The sequence below is a fragment of the Geobacillus sp. CAMR5420 genome (assembly GCF_000691465.1).
Lineage (GTDB): Bacteria > Bacillota > Bacilli > Bacillales > Anoxybacillaceae > Geobacillus > Geobacillus thermoleovorans.
Genome location: NZ_JHUS01000051.1, coordinates 23,129 through 40,195, shown reverse-complemented (window position 1 = coordinate 40,195; position 17,067 = coordinate 23,129). Strand labels below are relative to the sequence as shown.

The window sequence follows — 17,067 nt, the reverse complement described above, 5'->3', positions numbered from 1 at the left end:
TTCATCGCGATCCAGTGAATCGGCATTGAGGCGAACAAGGAAAGGTGCAAACGAAAGCTGAAAAGCAGCCAGACCGCCATTCCAATCGGAACCAAGTATTTCGTATATAAGATCCATTCCGCTGGATTGATGGTATGGGGATTGAGGCAATCAAACATCAAAGCCCCGGAAAATACCAATATGAAAATGGCTTCTGCTTTTAAGCGGGACGCCATCCTTGAAATGAAAACCCATTTCATATTGAATGCCCTCTCTGATCATCAATTTGAAATGTTTGTAAAATTCAATGGCATTATAAAAAAAAAAAAAGAAGATGTAAACCTTTTACATGGAAATTCACAGTATATTCACAAATAATAGGAAAATCGTATTGCCATGATGACGATTTTTGGCAAATTTTGCGTCTTTAGGTGTAGGGAGTGTCCATTGTGCGACGTGCTTTTTTTCGACGCGCTGAACGAAGCGATCCGGCGCGAAATCGAGCGCGACGGGAAGACGATTGATGACAAAGCCCGCTCATAAACCGCGCCCCTGTTTGTGTCTAGGACGGTCTGTCCCACCCGAGCGGACAGCCGTCTTTTTGCCTTTCCGCGGCTGTTGGGGCAGATGGGCTTCAGGATGCGGGGCGTGTGAGCCGGGGATGGCCCGTTTTTCCTTGCATCGAAAGCGCCGTCATCTGTACAATGAAGTCGGCAACCATTGGCAAAGGAGACGGCGCGATGAAAATCGGCTATCGGACATTGAAAACGGCGGTGGGGGCGGCGCTGGCGATTGCCATCGCTCAGCTGATCGGCCTGCATAATTTCGCTTCCGCTGGCATTATCGTCATTTTATGCGTCCAAGTGACGAAAAAGCGGTCGCTTGAGACCGCTCGGGCCCGTTTTGCGGCGTGCGTCGTTGCGGTCGGGTTTGCGGCGTTGTTTTTTACCGCCTTCGGCTATCATCCGTGGACGATCGGGCTGTTGCTTTTGTTGTTCATTCCTGTGACGGTTCGCTTGAAAATCAATGAAGGCATTGCGACAAGCTCGGTCATTATTTTGCATTTGTATGCGGCCCAAGACATCACGTGGGGATTGGTCGCCAATGAGATCTTGCTGGTGGCGGTTGGCATTGGGGTAGCGCTGCTGATGAACATGTACATGCCGAGCGCCGAGAAGGAGCTCAAAGAGTACCAGCGCATTGTCGAAGATTTGTTTCGCATTATTTTAAAAGAAATCGTCCGCTACTTGCGCACAAATGAGCTTGATTGGGATGGAAAAGAGCTGCCGCTTGCGGCGGAGACGCTCGACAAAGCGAAAAAGCTCGCCATGCGCCACGCCGACAATCAATTATGGCGGAATGAGGATGAATATGTCCGCTACTTCCGCATGCGCGAGCGGCAGTTGGAAATCATCGAGCATATGCTTCCGCTTGTGACATCGCTCGTCTACACGGTCGAGCAACGGATGATGATTGCGGATTTTATCGACGAATTAAGCGACGCCATTCATCCGGGAAATACGGCGGACCGCTTTTTGCGGCGCCTTGCCGAGATGCGCGAACAGTTTAAAGCGATGCCGCTGCCAAAGACGCGCGAGCAGTTTGAAGAGCGGGCGGCGTTGTTTCATTTAGTGCGCGAATTGGAGCGATATTTAATCATCAAAAGCGAATTCCACCCCGGAAACGAACGAAAACCGCAGCGGCTGAAGGCATGATGCAGGGCATATGTTCATCCGTTTTGGTGCACACTATAGCCAAACATTCAAGCAAAGGATGGACGGATATGCGGGTATGGTTGGCCATTTGTTTCGTGCTCACCGCCCTGTTGGGAGCGCCTTTCCAGACAGCGGCGGAGGCAAAGCCGCTTGTCATTGTGAACAAAGCGATCAATAAGCTCGCGCTCGTCCGCGACGGCCGCATCGAAGCCGTTTATCCGGTGGCGACCGGGGTCAATGCCGATTTGACGCCGGAGGGGATGTTTACGGTGACGGTGAAGGCGAAATACCCGTATTATCGGAAAAAGAACATTCCAGGCGGGGCGCCGAACAATCCGCTCGGCGCAAGGTGGATCGGCTTTAACGCGCGCGGGACGGACGGGCGCATCTACGGCATTCACGGCACGAACAACCCGGCGTCGATCGGCCAGTATGTGTCGCAAGGTTGTGTGCGCATGCACAACCGCGATGTCGAGCATTTGTATGAACGGGTGCCGATTGGCGCCAACGTGCTCATTCTCCGCAGCAACGAATCGTTTTACGCCATCGCCAAACGGCACGGCGCTGTCCGATGAAAAACGCAAGCTTCCGGTTTCGGAGCTTGCGTTTTTTTGGGCAGGTTTAAAACCACATGCTGATGCCGGCGAGGAGCGTCGTCAGCAGCATGCAAATGAGCATCAAGTAAACCACGAATTTTTGCGTTTTGCGCGACAACGGTCCGTCCTCCTTCCGTCCGCTGTTCTACGTTTATTGTAACGGCAAACAGCGGAGCGGACAAGGAAAAAAGCAGGATGAGAGATGAAACGAACCGCTCCATGGCTTGACCGTTGCGCAGACAAAGAAAAACAAAAAAAGCAGGATTTTTTGTCGAAACGGCGAATAATAAAACGTTGGCCTCATCATTTTGCAGCAAAGGAGACCAAGACGATGCAGGTGAAAAAAGTCGACCATATCGGCATTGCTGTCCGCTCGATCGAGAAAGCGCTTCCGTTTTATATGGATGTGCTCGGCCTGCCGTTTCTCGGCATCGAGGAAGTTGAGTCGGAACAGGTGAAAGTGGCGTTTCTGCAGGCCGGAGAGGCGAAGCTTGAGCTGCTCGAGCCGCTGTCGCCAGAGAGCGCGGTGGCGAAATTTATCGAGAAACGCGGCGAAGGGATCCATCACGTGGCGCTTGGCGTCGAGGACATCACCGAGCGCATCCGTGAGCTGAAGGAGCATGGCATTCGCATGATTCAAGATGCGCCAAAACGCGGCGCCGGCGGGGCGTGGGTGGCCTTCATGCACCCGAAATCGACCGGCGGCGTGTTGTATGAACTTTGTGAACGGACGAACCGAACGGAGGGACACCAATGAGCGACATGTACGATAAAATCAATGAATTATATGACCGCCGTCGCGAAATTGAGCTTGGCGGCGGCGATGAGAAAATTGAACAGCAGCACGCGAAAGGGAAGCTGACGGCGCGCGAGCGGATTGACTTGCTGTTGGACGAAGGGACGTTTGTCGAGCTCAATCCGTTCATCGAGCACCGCTGCACCGATTTTGGACTTGGCGAAAAGAAGGGGCCGGGCGATGGGGTGGTGACCGGCTACGGGAAGATCAATGGACGCACCGTATTTGTGTTCTCGCAAGATTTCACCGTCTTCGGCGGCGCGCTTGGGGAAATGCATGCGAAAAAAATCACGAACATCATGGATTTGGCGGCGAAAACCGGGGCGCCGGTCATCGGCTTGAACGATTCGGGCGGCGCCCGCATTCAAGAAGGGGTCTTGTCGCTTGACGGGTACGGGCACATTTTTTACCGCAACGCCATTTATTCCGGCGTCATCCCGCAAATTTCCGTCATTATGGGGCCGTGCGCCGGCGGGGCCGTCTATTCCCCGGCCATCACGGATTTTGTGTTCATGGTCGAAAAAACGAGCCAAATGTTCATCACCGGTCCGAAAGTGATTGAAGCGGTGACCGGGGAGAAAATCAGCGCCGAAGATTTAGGCGGCGCCCGCGTGCACAACACGATCAGCGGCAACGCTCATTTTGCGGCGGCGAATGAAGAGGAGGCGCTCGCCGAGGTGCGGCGGCTGCTTGGCTATTTGCCGTCAAACAATAACGAAAAGCCGCCGTCTGGCCCGATTCCGGACGGGGACGACTACCGCCCCGATTTGGCCGATGTCGTGCCGATTGACGCCGTCCGCCCGTACGATGTGCGCCACGTCATCGCCCAAGTCGTCGATGACGGATCGTTTATGGAAGTGCAAAAAGATTTCGCCAAAAACATCGTGATCGGCTTTGCCCGCATCAAAGGCGAAGTGGTCGGGCTTGTGTGCAACCAGCCGAAGTTTATGGCCGGCGGGCTGGACATCGACTCGTCGGACAAGGCGGCGCGTTTTATCCGTTTTTGCGATTCGTTCAACATCCCGATCATTACGTTTGAGGACGTCACCGGCTTTTTCCCGGGCGTCAAGCAGGAGCACGGCGGCATCATCCGCCATGGGGCGAAAATTTTGTACGCCTACTCGGAAGCAACGGTGCCGAAAATTACGGTCATTTTGCGGAAAGCGTACGGCGGCGCGTACGTCGCCTTAAACAGCAAATCGATCGGCGCCGATGTCGTCTATGCGTGGCCGAACGCGGAAGTGGCGGTCATGGGGCCGCAAGGGGCGGCGAACATCATTTTCGCGAGCGAAATTGAAAAAAGTCCGAATCCGGAAGAAACACGGGCGCAAAAAATTGCCGAATACCGCGAGAAATTCGCCAATCCGTACGTCGCCGCGAAATACGGCATGATCGATGACGTCATTGACCCGCGCGACACGAGAATCAAGCTCATTCAGGCGCTCGAGATGCTGCGAAACAAGCACGAGGAGCGGCCGAAGAAAAAGCATGGCAATATTCCGCTGTAAACGATGGAAGGCGTCCGGTCAATCTCGGGCGTCTTTTATGTTTTGGGTTTGATATGGTATAATATGGTTAAAAAAGGGGAGAGGAAAATGAATTTTTTCAACGACCCAAACAGCAGAGTGAAGTTGATTCCATTGATTATTGCCGTCATTGGATTGTGGCTCCTTTTAAATAGCCCTAAATTAGGAAGTGATTCTGTTTCATCATGGGTTCGATCCGTAGGCGGCTCGGCCGGTTCGCAAGAATACTTGCAAATGTTAAAAGGGTATATCAATGCCTATCAAATGGTAGGGGGCATTTTCTTATTGACAGGGTTATTTTCTCTTTTTAAAAGAAAATGACAATAGAAGATGACAAAGAAAGATTAGCATGAGACATCCGCAACCTTTCCTGAACGAAGGTGCTTTGCTGCGCTTTTCATGATTTCAGCATTTGTCTGAAGTCATGAAAAAACTGAATTCCACTCATCATTCGTTTACTCAAGCTGTTTCGGCGTCTAGTTTGGTGTTTGGCGGAAACTTCCGGTATACTGGAAGAGGAATCTATACATAGGAGGACGAAACAGATGGTAAACGAGCAGCGTCTTGTCGACGAATTTTTGGAACTCGTGCAAATCGATTCAGAAACGAAGCATGAAGGGGAAATCGCCAACGTGCTCAAACAAAAGTTTGAAGCGCTCGGCCTTGAGGTGATCGAAGACGATGCCGCCGCGAAAACCGGGCACGGCGCCGGCAATTTGATTTGCACGCTCGCCGCGACGAAAGACGGGGTCGACCCGATTTACTTCACGTCGCATATGGATACGGTCGTGCCGGGCAAAGGGGTGAAACCGTCGATCCAAGACGGCTATGTCGTCACCGACGGGACGACGATTTTAGGGGCGGACGACAAGGCGGGCTTGGCGGCCATGTTGGAAGCGATTCGCGTGTTGAAAGAACAAAACATCCCGCATGGCGTAATCCAGTTTATCATCACCGTCGGCGAAGAGTCGGGGCTTGTCGGGGCGAAGGCGCTTGACCCGTCGCTCATTCAAGCGAAATACGGCTATGCCTTGGACAGCGACGGCAAAGTCGGCAACATCGTCGTCGCCGCCCCGACGCAGGCGAAGCTGAAAGTCGTTGTGCACGGCAAAACCGCCCATGCCGGCGTGGCGCCGGAAAAAGGAGTGTCTGCCATTACGATTGCGGCGAAGGCGATCGCGAAAATGCCGCTCGGCCGCATCGACGAGGAGACGACGGCGAACATCGGCCGCTTTGAAGGCGGCACGCAAACGAACATCGTCTGCGACCGCGTTGATATTTTAGCGGAAGCCCGTTCCCTCGTTCCGGAAAAAATGGAAGCGCAAGTGGCGAAAATGAAAGAGGCGTTTGAAACGGTTGCCGCGGAAATGGGGGGGCGCGCCGATGTCGAAGTGGAAGTGATGTACCCAGGCTTTAAGTTCAGCGACGGCGACCATGTCGTCGAGGTCGCCAAACGGGCGGCGGCGAACATCGGACGGCCGTGCAAGCTGGAGAAAAGCGGCGGCGGCAGCGATGCCAACATCATCGCCGGCTTCGGCATTCCGACGGTCAACCTCGCAGTCGGCTACGAAGAAATCCATACGACGAATGAGCGGATGCCGATTGAAGAGCTGGTGAAGCTGACAGAGATGGTTGTCGCCATTGTCGAGGAAGTCGCCAATGCCGAATGAGCATCCCGAGGCTGGATGCTCTTTTTTCTTGAACCTTTCGGTAAACATTCGGCCGGAATGAGCCGATAAAAAAAGCAGAGTGCGAATCACGAAAGAGGTGGCGGGGGAATGGACAAATACGTGGTGTTTCGCGTCGAGCGGGAACAGTACGCCGTCTCGATCGCGTATATCGTCTCGATTGAGAAAATGACGGCGCCGACGGCCGTGCCGCATATGCCGGATTGTATGGCGGGCGTTGCGCGCATCCGCGGCGAGCTCGCGCCGGTGCTCGATATGCGAAAGCTTCTATATGGGAAAGCGATCGAGGAAACCGAGCAGACGCGTCTTGTCGTCGCCGCGGTCGACGGGTTGTCGGTGGCGTTTATCGTTGACGAAGCAAAGGAAATTGTCGATATTGAACCGGAAGCCATCAAACCGCTGCAGCTCGTATCCGCGGAGCGCACGCCGTATGTCGTCGGGATCGCGACGCTGCCGGAGCGGCTGCTCACGGTGCTGGATCCGCGCGTCTTGTTTGCCCATTTGGAAGAAGCGGACGCGATTCGCGAGCAAGTGGCCGCCGCCCAGGCCGCGGCCCAGGTCATCCAAGAGGAAGAGACGGTATAGGTGTTTGCCTATACCGTTTTTTCTTCCGCGCATATCCTAACCATGGAAATGAACTTCAACACATGAGAGGAGGCGCATTCCATGGTTCGACCGTTCGGTCCGTATATGGGCGGATTTTATCCGCCGTACGTTGGCGGCTACGGCTATCCTCCATACGGTTATCACCATCCTCATTGGCATGGAGGGTATGACGGCTATCATCACTTCCCGTATGGCGTGCCTTATGGTCATTACCCGTTTGGACCATACGGCTTCCCGCACTATGGAGGCTACTAAGCATGAGGGGCGTTATACGCCCCTTTCCATATGAACATGCCAAGCAAAGTCCGTCGTGCCGCCCCGTTCCTAAATCGGTTTAGAAAAACTTGCAGGCAAGCGCAAACGTATGGTATGTTGTTTGATGAACAAACCAAAACGGAAAGGGACGTTGAATGATGGCAAAACAGCAAATCGGCGTCATCGGACTGGCGGTCATGGGGAAAAACTTGGCGCTCAACATCGAAAGCAAAGGCTATTCGGTGGCGGTGTACAACCGTTCGCGCGAAAAAACAGACGAGTTTTTGCAAGAAGCGAAAGGAAAAAACATTGTCGGTACATACAGCATCGAAGAATTCGTCAACGCCTTGGAAAAACCGCGGAAAATTTTGCTGATGGTCAAAGCCGGAGCGCCGACGGACGCGACGATCGAACAGCTGAAGCCGCATTTGGAAAAAGGCGATATTGTAATTGACGGCGGCAATACGTATTTTAAGGATACGCAGCGCCGCAACAAAGAACTCGCCGAACTTGGCATCCACTTTATTGGCACGGGCGTCTCGGGCGGCGAGGAAGGGGCGCTGAAAGGCCCGTCGATCATGCCAGGGGGCCAAAAAGAAGCGCATGAGCTCGTGCGCCCGATTTTTGAAGCCATCGCCGCCAAAGTCGACGGCGAACCGTGCACGACGTACATCGGTCCGGATGGCGCCGGGCATTATGTCAAAATGGTGCACAACGGCATTGAATACGGCGACATGCAGCTGATCGCTGAAGCGTACTTCTTGCTCAAACATGTGCTCGGCATGGATGCTGCAGAGCTGCACGAAGTGTTCGCCGACTGGAACAAAGGCGAGCTGAACAGCTACTTAATCGAGATCACGGCCGACATTTTCACGAAAATCGATGAAGAAACAGGCAAGCCGCTTGTTGATGTCATTTTGGACAAAGCCGGGCAAAAAGGGACGGGCAAATGGACGAGCCAAAACGCCCTCGATTTGGGCGTGCCGCTGCCGATCATCACGGAATCGGTGTTCGCCCGTTTCCTCTCGGCGATGAAAGACGAGCGCGTGAAAGCAAGCAAAGTGCTGGCAGGCCCAGCGGTGAAGCCGTTTGAAGGCGACCGCGGCCACTTCATCGAAGCCGTGCGCCGCGCGCTTTATATGAGCAAAATTTGCTCGTACGCCCAAGGATTTGCGCAAATGAAGGCGGCTTCTGAGGAATACAACTGGAACTTGCGCTACGGTGATATCGCCATGATCTTCCGCGGCGGCTGCATCATCCGCGCGCAATTTTTGCAAAAAATTAAAGAGGCGTACGACCGCGATCCGGCGCTTTCGAACTTGCTCTTGGATCCGTATTTCAAAGACATTGTCGAACGCTACCAAGACGCGCTCCGCGAAATCGTCGCCACCGCGGCGATGCGCGGCATTCCAGTGCCAGGATTCGCAAGCGCCCTCGCCTATTACGACAGCTACCGCACCGCGGTGCTCCCAGCCAACTTAATCCAAGCGCAGCGCGACTACTTCGGCGCCCACACGTACGAACGCGTTGACAAAGAAGGCATTTTCCATACGGAATGGTTGAAATAAGAAAAAAGCCCTTAGAGTCATTCACCACTCTAAGGGCTTTTCGTGTTCGATAAAGCTAAAATTCGTTCCGTCAACTGGAACTGCATCTTCAGAATGGGATGACCACTGATCGAGTGGGCGAACGTTGGAACGGTTTTGGTTCTTCCCTCACTCGCTGCATCGTTTTAAAGCGCCTCGCGAATTAGCTTTTTGTAATAACGAACGGACAACACGCCAAACAGCGAATAGCAGACCGTGTAAATCGCCATCACCGTCAACATCGGCGTCCACAGTTCGGTGCCGAAAAAGAACCAGCCGGAACGGACAGCGAAATAGCTATGGGACAATCCCAGCAGCAACGGAATGCCAAAGTATAACAGCTGTTTCCGCCGAATGCCCCCGAGCAAGTCTTTTTCGGTGAATCCCAGTTTGCGCAAAATGGTGTAATTCGGCCGCTCTTCTTCGCCGGCGCCCATTTGCTTGAAGTAAAGAATGCAGCCGGATGTGACCAAAAAGGCGAGTCCTAAAAAGGTGACGACAAACATGATCAATCCGAACGTCTGCTTTTGGTGGCGGCTCATCATCAGGCGCGAATCGGTGATGGAGGAAAACTCCATGCGTTGAAACAACTGATCAGCCCGTTCAATATTTGTTTCGTCAGTCAGATGAATTCCGATATGCACCTTTTTCTTTTGTGGATCGGTTTCTTTTTGCAAACGATCAAACATCGTTTGGTCGACGATGACAGTCGGCATGCCGTACGTGAAATGATAGTTGACGTAATAGTCTTTTTTCATCCCAAGGTAATGAAGCGGGACCATGCGGCCGTTTTCTTCTAAGCGAATCGTTCCCGTTTCTTTAAACGGCAAGAATTGACGGAGCATGTCCCGATATCCCGTCAGCAGTGCTTCATTAGGCTTGACATCGATGCGGCCTGTACTTGTGTCGCTGATCACCGATAGCGGCGCGGCGGACGGCTGAAACTGGAGCCGGCTTTGATCAGCGATGTCCAAAATCATCGAAATATCAGTCGGTGCTTCGATGACATCGATCATCGTTTCCCGATAGCGAATATCATGAGATCGCAGCGCCGCCGTAAAACGGGCGGCATCTTTTTTGTCCGTAAACGCGAAATCGGCGGCGACGTTGTTTTTGGCTGATTGCTCGGCTGAATAATAGGAAATATAGCTTAGTGAGATCAACCCGATCGCGATGGCCGACACGGTCGTGATGATCGTAAGCAGCAACGCGTTCGATTTCATGCGAAACATGAGCGACGATACCGATAGCACGTCGTTGATCGACAAATAGCCACCTTTTTGTTTTCGCCATAGGTGGAACAGAAAGCTGATCGTTCCTTTGAAAAATAAATAGGTGCCGATGATGACAGCGCCTAAAATGAACGCCATGGCCATGAATAATCCTTGAACGCTCTTCCAGTCGCTGCTAAACAATTTCGTCGATATACCATAGCCGCTGCCGATGAGGATGATCCCCACCATCCCCACGACCATGTTCCATACGGATACGTGTTTTGCTTCGGTTGTGGATGTAGTGCGGAACAAGGATAAAATCGTCTGTTTTTTGAGAAACAAGCGGTTCATCCCCATCATGAGGACATCAATCACGCTGAACACAATCAACGTTTGCACCAATGCTCGTCCAGAAAAGGAGAGAGATGCCGCTAGCGGAATATCGATGATTTTAAACAAAATCATCATCAACAGCTTGGAAGCGGCAAATCCCACCAATATGCCGATGATCAGTGTGCCGTAATAAAGAATGACGTTTTCGGCCGCCAGCATCAAAAAGATGTTTCGTTTCGTCATGCCGATCAACTGCAAAAGAGCGATCTCATGGCTCCGACGCTTGATAAACAGGGCGTTGGCGTACAAAAGAAAGACGGCGACAATCACGATAAGAAGCACCGCGCCTGTGCGGACGGCCGCCGCGCCTTTCACTCCCCCTTTGATGGCATCAAGCGATGGATCGTACTGCAATGTCACGAACGCGAAATACAAGGCGGAAGCAAACATCAAGGCAAACACGTACAAATAATAATGTTGGATGTTTTGTTTCAAGTTGCGGAACAGGAGTTGCTTCATGCTCATGGCCGAACACCGCCCAGCACGCCTTGCGTTTGCATAATGGCTTGGAAAAATTGCTGCCGCGTTTCCGTTCCTTTATACAGTTGCGTATACAATTGTCCGTCTTTGATAAAAACGACACGGCCTGAGAAACTGGCAGCGACCGGATCGTGGGTGACCATGATGATTGTCGTCTTCCGTTTTTTATTAAGTTGTTGCAGCTTGTGCAATAAATCGGAAGCCGATTTTGAATCGAGTGCGCCCGTCGGCTCATCAGCAAAAATGATGCTCGGTTCATGGATGAACGCCCGCGCCGCCGCAGCGCGCTGTTTTTGCCCACCAGAAATTTCGCTCGGATAGTGGTTTTGGATGTCAGTAATGCCAAGTTCAGCCGCCAATTCTGCAAATTTCTTTTCCGCTTCTCGCTTGGGCGTTTTCGTAATCGATAAAGGCAAAAGGACGTTCTCCTTCACCGTCAGCGTGTCAAGCAAATGATACTCTTGAAAGATGAATCCGACATGGCGTTTGCGAAATTCTGCCAGCTCTCGGTCTTTCATGGCGACGACGTTGTTTCCTTCGATGAAAATAGCGCCCTCGCTCACCCGGTCGATTGAGGAAAGAACGTTGAGGAGCGTCGTTTTCCCTGATCCGGAAGGCCCCATGATCGCGAGAAATTCCCCCTTCTCCACACGCAGATCGATGCCTTTGAGCACTTCTTGTAGATTCTTTTTCGTTCCGTACATTTTGCGGATGTTGGTTGCTTCCAATATGACCATCTCGTTTTCCCTCCTTCGTTTCTATCATAAGCAATGGGGTTGGTTTTTTCCTGCGTTTGGCCGAACAAAACGAAGCCGCGTGTGACAAAATCGTCACATGCGGTGCGTGCGGATGATGTCATTTTCTTGCGGAAATATGATCGTAAATGTCGTTCCGCGTCCGGGCGTGGATTCGACATGAAAGTCAAGAAGAAGCGGTTTGGCGGCTTTTTTCGCCAAATACAGCCCCATCCCCGTCGCCGCTTCATTTTGGTGTTCGGCGGTGGAGGTGAATCCTTTCTCGAAAATGCGCGGCAAGTCCTTTGGATCAATGCCCAAGCCGAAATCTTGAATTTGTAGGAAGGCATGGCCGTTTTTCATAAAGCTTTTCACGACAATGTCAGATGACTCGCTGTATTTCACCGCATTCGTGATGATTTGCCGGATGATAAAAGAAAGCCATTTGGCATCGCTTAGGACGGAGCGGACGTCCAATTGAAGGTCAAAGCCGATGCCTTTTTGCATACACCACGATTGCAGCGGTTTAATCTCATTGATGAGAAGCGGCTCAAGCTCGACTTGTTCGATATATAAGTCGTTTTCCATGTGTGGAAGCCGTCGTTGATGAAGTTGCTGATCAAGAAGCAGATGCATGCGCAGCCACTCGTACAAGAGTTGCGCTTTCGTGTTTTCGTCCTCGACTCGATCGATGATGAGCCGCATGGCCGTCAGCGGCGTTTTCATTTCGTGAATCCATGACAACAGTTCATCTTTCTCTTGTTCCAATGTAGCGAGGTGTTCTTTCAGTTCTTGTTTCCATTGTTCCGTTTGGCTGGCGAGGACGCGTTCGACGATCTTCTCCAGTGGGCTTGCCGCCCGCAGGGCAGAGATGGGATCGAGGCGGCGCTCCCACTCTTGCAAACGTTGATAAAATGTCGTTTCTTTTTTCCAACGAATGATGACAAAGACAACAAAGATGATAGTCGTTAAAAAGACGATGTAAAGAATGGAGGAGAATGGAATCGTTGGATCCAGATAAGCGACAAACAGGATGAACAGCTCTAGAAAGAGAAAGAGGGCCATCCAGCTTTTTCGTTCCCACAAATAGTCTTTGAGCATCAGTAACTCCCTTCTTCCGTAGCCATATAGCCTTGCCCAACTTTCGTTTCAATGAAGCACCCCAAACCGAGTTCGTCGAGTTTTTTCCGCAGGCGGTTGACGTTGACGGTCAGCGTGTTGTCGCTGACAAACCGTTCGTCTTCCCATAGCCGTTTGATCAGCTCCGTCCGAGCAACGATCTGGTTTTTCTTATCCAATAAATGTTTCAAAATCAACAGTTCGTTTTTCGTCAGCTCCACCGTTCCGTGTTCATTTGAGACTGTGCTTTTTTCATAGTCGACCGTTGCCCCGCACCATGTTTGCAGCTGAATGGGTCCGGCATTGTAGTTGTACACGCGGCGGAGCAGCGCTTGGATTTTGGCGATCAGCACATCGAAATGAAACGGCTTTTGGATGTAATCATCAGCTCCAAGCTGCATCGACATGACCATATCAGTCGGGTGGTCGCGCGATGATAAAAACAAAATCGGGACGTTCGAATGAGCACGAATCTGGCGGCACCAGTGGAACCCGTCAAATTTCGGCAGCTGGATGTCGATGATCACCAAGTGCGGCTTGCAAGCAGAAAACTCTTCCATCACACGGTCGAAATCGCGGATGCCGCAAACGTCGTACGACCATTGTTCCAAACGTGCTTTGATTTCTTGAAACAACGTCACATCATCTTCAATGAGCAAAATGTTCAATTTTGCCTCACCCCACTTGTTTCTATTGGGAGTTCCGTTTTCATTATATTTGTTTCACCGTTCGGGGTAAAGGAGGTTCAAAAGGGAAAGCATGAAAATGCATTACACAGCAAAGCGATGGCCGCTGTTCGTGATCGGCGGCAGTTGGTGCATGCGGCCGAACAGGGGGCGTATGGCAAAAAGAGCTTGAAGTGATGATCAACGGTGGGCTATCATGGATATTGAGGATGGATAAGGAATGGTCAAATGTCGGTGCTCGATTGTTTGAGCTATGCTATGCGCAAGGAATGTATAAGGAAGGAATTAGAAATCATTGTTTGACGGGGGATTGGAATGGGAACAACATTTAGGAAAGGTTTTTTATTTTGTCTCTTCTTGTTTATCTGTCTTTTCCATGTGTTTCCTTCCGCTAAAGCGGAAGCGGCCGGACCGCGTACGCAACAGCTTCCTGGGCGCGTGCTCGATTGGGTCATGGATGATCAAAATGGGTATATTTATGCGCTCACGGAAAAGGGGATGTTATTATTTATTGAAGCGAGCACATTGTCGATCAAAAAGCAGGAACCCGTTTCTCTGCGGGCATACAGCGCTTTATGGCGGAAATATGCCCAGCGGTCGGTCACTCTTCTTTTGCGGGACGGGAAGCTGTATGTGCCGTCTGAAACATCGATAGACGTTTTTGACGTCAAAACAAAACGGCTGATTCAACGAGCCCCGTATAACGGATTGCCGTTTGGCCTATTAGGCAACAAAATCGTAACTTTCGGAAAGCAGTACGGGCGCGGGAAGACGACGTATGAGATGTACATGTGGGATTTGGCGGCGAAACGCCAAACAAGCCGGCTGATTGCTGATCCTAACTTTTTTTTCGTTTTTTCAGAGGAAAATACGTTGTTTTTCGATGAGAAGCGAGGTCTGGCCTTCATCGGCCGCAATGTTTCCATTCCTGATTTAGCGGTATTGCGCCTGTCCGATTTGAAGGTGGTGAAGCGAGTTTCGTATCAAGGGCCGAGAGGCAGCGCGCCCATCCATCCGCTCATCGTTGACGGAAGCGATGTGTTTTTTGCGGGAAGGCGCATTGATGCCGGAAATATCAACATGGTGCACGACTGTTATAACGGCCCCGTTTTAGATGTTCAAGGGGCCTACGTGGTGACAAATAAGGCGGTGTATGACCGTTACACCTCTGCTAAGATAAACGCGCTTCCATTCCCGACGAACTATGCGTTGATGGATGCAAAGTACAATTTGTATTTGATCAAAGAAGGGGAAAATCGAATTTATAAATATCCATTGCCGGCCGATGAGAGCTATTATGTTCGATCGTCCCATTATGCTTTCACCAATGTCCCCATTTCCCATTTGGCTTATGATTCGTCGACCGGATGGTTGTATGTGTTGTCCGCCGAAGACAGCAAACTGTTTGTCATTCGCGCCAGCGACATGAAAATGGTGAAAGAAATTCATCCCGGACCGCAGCCGACGGATGTAAAAATTGATGGCGGCAAGGTGTATGTTGCGCTATCGGGAGCGACGAAAATGGCGATTTACGACGCCAAAACAATGCGGTTTCTTGGAACGGTGCCGCTGATCGCTGCTCCGCGTTCATTGGCGATCGGGGACGGGAAAATTTTCTTCACGGACAATAGCCGCACGTTGACGGGATCGATTGCCGTTTATGATATGAAGACGAAAAAACAATGGCGAATCCCAAAGGTATTCATCAATCCGTTGATTGGGTATGACGAAAAACAAAATGTATTGTATGTCGGACAGGAAGGAACATCGGATCATGATCTGTATGCGGTGCGGCTTTCCGATTGGCATGTTTCGCAACTATTGTCCTTCCCTGGAGGGGATGATGCCTTTTTTATGAACGGCGGGGAGATTTTTTACGGAAAGGCGCGCATCAATCCAGCCCAGCCCGGCGCATTGGTGGCCGCTGAATTTCCGGAGCCGCTTCGGGCGGCGAGCCGTCAATATATCATCACCAGCCGTGCCATTTATAACCGGGCAACAGGAACGAAAATCGCCGATTTGTCATCTGAAGCGTTGCTCGCAACGGCTGGAGATGATGGAATGATCTTCACGTATCGAAAAGTGGCTACGAACCATTATTTGATTAAGCAAAAACTGTCTCAATAAAATTGCCATTGCTGGGAGCGTTGGTTCTCCAAAGCGCATGAAACAGTTTTCACAACGTCTAGACGGGCTCGTACCTCCGCCCGTCTCGTTTTATAAAGAAGCAAATATGTCATCATGAGGATGATGCCCAAAGGTGAATTTTCCAAGGCGTTCAATCACTGAAACACGTCTGTTCACAGATAGGAGGGTCTTTCCATGTCACAACAGCGTAAATCGATCATCCCCGACAACTTTTTATGGGGCGGAGCGGTGACGTCGTTTCAGACGGAAGGGGCGTGGAACGAAGGCGGCAAAGGGCTGTCGATCGTGGATGCGCGCCCGATTCCAAAAGGGCATTCCGACTGGAAAGTGGCGGTCGATTTTTACCATCGCTACAAAGAAGACATCGCTTTGTTCAAGGAGCTCGGCTTTACCGCCTACCGGACGAGCATCGCTTGGACGCGCATTTTTCCGGACGGGGAAGGGGAGCCGAATGAGGCGGGGTTGGCGTTTTATGACGCTGTGTTTGATGAATTGAGGGCGAACGGCATCGAGCCGGTCATTACGCTGTACCATTTCGACTTGCCGCTGGCGTTGGCGAGAAAATACAACGGCTTCGCATCAAGGAAAGTCGTCGACTTGTTTGAGCGGTACGCGCGCACCGTATTTGCGCGTTACCGCGGGAAAGTGAACTATTGGCTGACGTTCAACGAACAAAATTTAGTGCTCGAACAACCGCATTTATGGGGGGCGATTGGGCCGGAAGACGAAGATCCGGAAGCGTTTGCCTACCGCGTCTGTCATAACGTGTTTATCGCCCACGCGAAAGCGGTGAAGGCGCTGCGCGAAATCGCTCCCGAGGCGAAGATCGGCGGGATGGTGACGTATTTGACGACGTATCCGGCGACATGCCGGCCGGAAGACGCTTTGGCCAACGTGCAGGCGAAAGAGCTATTCCTTGATTTCTTCTTTGATGTGTTCGCCCGCGGCGCCTATCCGCGTTATGTGACGAATCATCTGGAGAAGAAAGGAATCCTTTTGCCGTTGGAAGAAGGGGATGAACAGCTGCTCCGGGAGCAAACGGTCGACTTTTTGTCGTTCAGCTACTATCAAAGCCAAATCGTCCGTCACCAAGAACAGGATGAACGGATCGTCAAAGGGCTGGAACCGAATCCCTATTTGCCAAAGACGAAATGGGGCTGGGCGATCGATCCGATCGGTTTGCGGATTGCCTTAAAAGACGTGTACGCCCGTTACGAAATGCCGATTTTCATCACCGAAAACGGCATCGGGCTTGAGGAGGAGCTGAATGAGGACGGCACGGTCGAAGATGATGAGCGGATCGACTATTTGCGCCGCCATATCGAACAAATGAAGATGGCCATGGAAGAAGGGGTCGAGGTGATCGGCTATTTGATGTGGGGGGCGACGGATCTGTTAAGCTCGCAAGGGGAGATGCGCAAGCGCTACGGCGTCATTTTCGTCAACCGCGACGACGAGAACTTGCGCGATTTGAAGCGCTATAAGAAAAAAAGTTTTTATTGGTTCCAGCGCGTCATTCGCACGAACGGGGAAGAGCTGTAAACAG

At 51.6% G+C, this 17,067-nt stretch carries 17 protein-coding genes and 1 pseudogene; 12 read left to right on the top strand and 6 right to left on the bottom strand.

What is annotated here, in order from left to right; all coding sequences use genetic code 11:
- A pseudogene (locus DI44_RS19310) lies at positions 1–239 on the bottom strand (hypothetical protein); the annotation flags it as partial.
- A gap of 196 nt (positions 240–435) precedes the next feature.
- Here DI44_RS19310 and DI44_RS0117225 point away from each other — a divergent pair.
- From DI44_RS0117225 to DI44_RS05270, 3 genes are all read left to right on the top strand, one after another.
- Positions 436–522, top strand: a complete 87-nt coding sequence (locus DI44_RS0117225) for a hypothetical protein (protein WP_021322387.1) — start codon at positions 436–438, stop codon at positions 520–522.
- A gap of 197 nt (positions 523–719) precedes the next feature.
- On the top strand, positions 720–1,694 hold the full coding sequence (locus DI44_RS05265; protein WP_033025815.1) for an aromatic acid exporter family protein: 975 nt from the start codon (positions 720–722) through the stop codon (positions 1,692–1,694).
- A gap of 68 nt (positions 1,695–1,762) precedes the next feature.
- Positions 1,763–2,269, top strand: a complete 507-nt coding sequence (locus DI44_RS05270) for a L,D-transpeptidase (RefSeq protein WP_033025814.1) — start codon at positions 1,763–1,765, stop codon at positions 2,267–2,269.
- 46 nt (positions 2,270–2,315) lie between these two features.
- On the opposite strand, the gene prli42 is transcribed toward DI44_RS05270, so the two are convergent.
- Positions 2,316–2,408: a stressosome-associated protein Prli42 gene (gene prli42, locus DI44_RS19010; protein WP_012820630.1), complete on the bottom strand. Its 93-nt coding sequence runs from the start codon at positions 2,406–2,408 to the stop codon at positions 2,316–2,318.
- A gap of 213 nt (positions 2,409–2,621) precedes the next feature.
- On the opposite strand from prli42, the gene mce reads away from it, so the two are divergent.
- The 7 genes from mce to gndA all read left to right on the top strand — a co-directional run bounded on the left by mce (position 2,622) and on the right by gndA (position 8,729).
- On the top strand, positions 2,622–3,047 hold the full coding sequence (gene mce, locus DI44_RS05275) for a methylmalonyl-CoA epimerase (protein ID WP_033025821.1): 426 nt from the start codon (positions 2,622–2,624) through the stop codon (positions 3,045–3,047).
- Positions 3,044–4,594 carry an acyl-CoA carboxylase subunit beta gene (locus tag DI44_RS05280; protein ID WP_033025812.1) on the top strand — a complete coding sequence of 517 codons (1,551 nt, stop codon included), beginning with the start codon at positions 3,044–3,046 and terminating at the stop codon, positions 4,592–4,594. The genes mce and DI44_RS05280 overlap by 4 nt, the downstream gene beginning before the upstream one ends.
- An 87-nt stretch (positions 4,595–4,681) precedes the next feature.
- Positions 4,682–4,933: a hypothetical protein gene (locus DI44_RS05285; RefSeq protein WP_011231830.1), complete on the top strand. Its 252-nt coding sequence runs from the start codon at positions 4,682–4,684 to the stop codon at positions 4,931–4,933.
- 224 nt (positions 4,934–5,157) lie between these two features.
- Positions 5,158–6,282, top strand: a complete 1,125-nt coding sequence (locus DI44_RS05290; RefSeq protein WP_033025811.1) for a tripeptidase T — start codon at positions 5,158–5,160, stop codon at positions 6,280–6,282.
- Positions 6,283–6,390: 108 nt separating this feature from the next.
- On the top strand, positions 6,391–6,885 hold the full coding sequence (locus tag DI44_RS05295; protein WP_033025810.1) for a chemotaxis protein CheW: 495 nt from the start codon (positions 6,391–6,393) through the stop codon (positions 6,883–6,885).
- An 81-nt stretch (positions 6,886–6,966) separates the two neighbouring features.
- The gene (locus DI44_RS05300) at positions 6,967–7,161 is read left to right on the top strand and encodes a hypothetical protein (protein ID WP_011231827.1); all 195 of its coding nucleotides are present in this window, start codon (positions 6,967–6,969) and stop codon (positions 7,159–7,161) included.
- Between the two features lie 158 nt (positions 7,162–7,319).
- Positions 7,320–8,729: an NADP-dependent phosphogluconate dehydrogenase gene (gndA, locus tag DI44_RS05305; protein ID WP_020755289.1), complete on the top strand. Its 1,410-nt coding sequence runs from the start codon at positions 7,320–7,322 to the stop codon at positions 8,727–8,729.
- 164 nt (positions 8,730–8,893) lie between these two features.
- Here gndA and DI44_RS05310 read toward each other — a convergent pair whose 3' ends face one another.
- The 4 genes from DI44_RS05310 to DI44_RS05325 all read right to left on the bottom strand — a co-directional run bounded on the left by DI44_RS05310 (position 8,894) and on the right by DI44_RS05325 (position 13,355).
- Entirely contained in the window at positions 8,894–10,819 is a 1,926-nt protein-coding gene (locus DI44_RS05310; protein ID WP_033025808.1) for an ABC transporter permease, read from the bottom strand.
- Positions 10,816–11,571: an ABC transporter ATP-binding protein gene (locus DI44_RS05315; RefSeq protein ID WP_033025807.1), complete on the bottom strand. Its 756-nt coding sequence runs from the start codon at positions 11,569–11,571 to the stop codon at positions 10,816–10,818. Before DI44_RS05315 ends, DI44_RS05310 begins: the two co-directional genes overlap by 4 nt.
- Positions 11,572–11,664: 93 nt before the next feature.
- Complete coding sequence (locus DI44_RS05320) at positions 11,665–12,669, bottom strand: sensor histidine kinase (RefSeq protein WP_033025806.1); 1,005 nt, start codon at positions 12,667–12,669, stop codon at positions 11,665–11,667.
- The gene (locus DI44_RS05325) at positions 12,669–13,355 is read right to left on the bottom strand and encodes a response regulator transcription factor (protein WP_033025804.1); all 687 of its coding nucleotides are present in this window, start codon (positions 13,353–13,355) and stop codon (positions 12,669–12,671) included. The genes DI44_RS05320 and DI44_RS05325 overlap by 1 nt, the downstream gene beginning before the upstream one ends.
- 333 nt (positions 13,356–13,688) lie before the next feature.
- Here DI44_RS05325 and DI44_RS05330 point away from each other — a divergent pair, with 333 nt between their 5' ends.
- Positions 13,689–15,500: a hypothetical protein gene (locus DI44_RS05330; protein WP_033025802.1), complete on the top strand. Its 1,812-nt coding sequence runs from the start codon at positions 13,689–13,691 to the stop codon at positions 15,498–15,500.
- Between the two features lie 195 nt (positions 15,501–15,695).
- On the top strand, positions 15,696–17,063 hold the full coding sequence (locus tag DI44_RS05335; RefSeq protein ID WP_033025801.1) for a glycoside hydrolase family 1 protein: 1,368 nt from the start codon (positions 15,696–15,698) through the stop codon (positions 17,061–17,063).
- Positions 17,064–17,067: the final 4 nt, after the last annotated feature.

Bases quoted from the DNA above. Each gene is read 5' to 3' on its own strand.
- DI44_RS05330 (WP_033025802.1), top strand. From the start codon at position 13,689: ATGGGAACAACATTTAGGAAAGGTTTTTTATTTTGTCTCTTCTTGTTT.
- gndA (WP_020755289.1), top strand. From the start codon at position 7,320: ATGGCAAAACAGCAAATCGGCGTCATCGGACTGGCGGTCATGGGGAAA.
- DI44_RS05315 (WP_033025807.1), bottom strand. From the start codon at position 11,571: ATGGTCATATTGGAAGCAACCAACATCCGCAAAATGTACGGAACGAAA.
- DI44_RS05285 (WP_011231830.1), top strand. From the start codon at position 4,682: ATGAATTTTTTCAACGACCCAAACAGCAGAGTGAAGTTGATTCCATTG.
- mce (WP_033025821.1), top strand. From the start codon at position 2,622: ATGCAGGTGAAAAAAGTCGACCATATCGGCATTGCTGTCCGCTCGATC.
- DI44_RS05310 (WP_033025808.1), bottom strand. From the start codon at position 10,819: ATGAGCATGAAGCAACTCCTGTTCCGCAACTTGAAACAAAACATCCAA.
- DI44_RS05335 (WP_033025801.1), top strand. From the start codon at position 15,696: ATGTCACAACAGCGTAAATCGATCATCCCCGACAACTTTTTATGGGGC.
- DI44_RS05320 (WP_033025806.1), bottom strand. From the start codon at position 12,669: ATGCTCAAAGACTATTTGTGGGAACGAAAAAGCTGGATGGCCCTCTTT.
- DI44_RS05265 (WP_033025815.1), top strand. From the start codon at position 720: ATGAAAATCGGCTATCGGACATTGAAAACGGCGGTGGGGGCGGCGCTG.
- DI44_RS05300 (WP_011231827.1), top strand. From the start codon at position 6,967: ATGGTTCGACCGTTCGGTCCGTATATGGGCGGATTTTATCCGCCGTAC.
- DI44_RS05290 (WP_033025811.1), top strand. From the start codon at position 5,158: ATGGTAAACGAGCAGCGTCTTGTCGACGAATTTTTGGAACTCGTGCAA.
- DI44_RS05270 (WP_033025814.1), top strand. From the start codon at position 1,763: ATGCGGGTATGGTTGGCCATTTGTTTCGTGCTCACCGCCCTGTTGGGA.
- DI44_RS05280 (WP_033025812.1), top strand. From the start codon at position 3,044: ATGAGCGACATGTACGATAAAATCAATGAATTATATGACCGCCGTCGC.
- DI44_RS05295 (WP_033025810.1), top strand. From the start codon at position 6,391: ATGGACAAATACGTGGTGTTTCGCGTCGAGCGGGAACAGTACGCCGTC.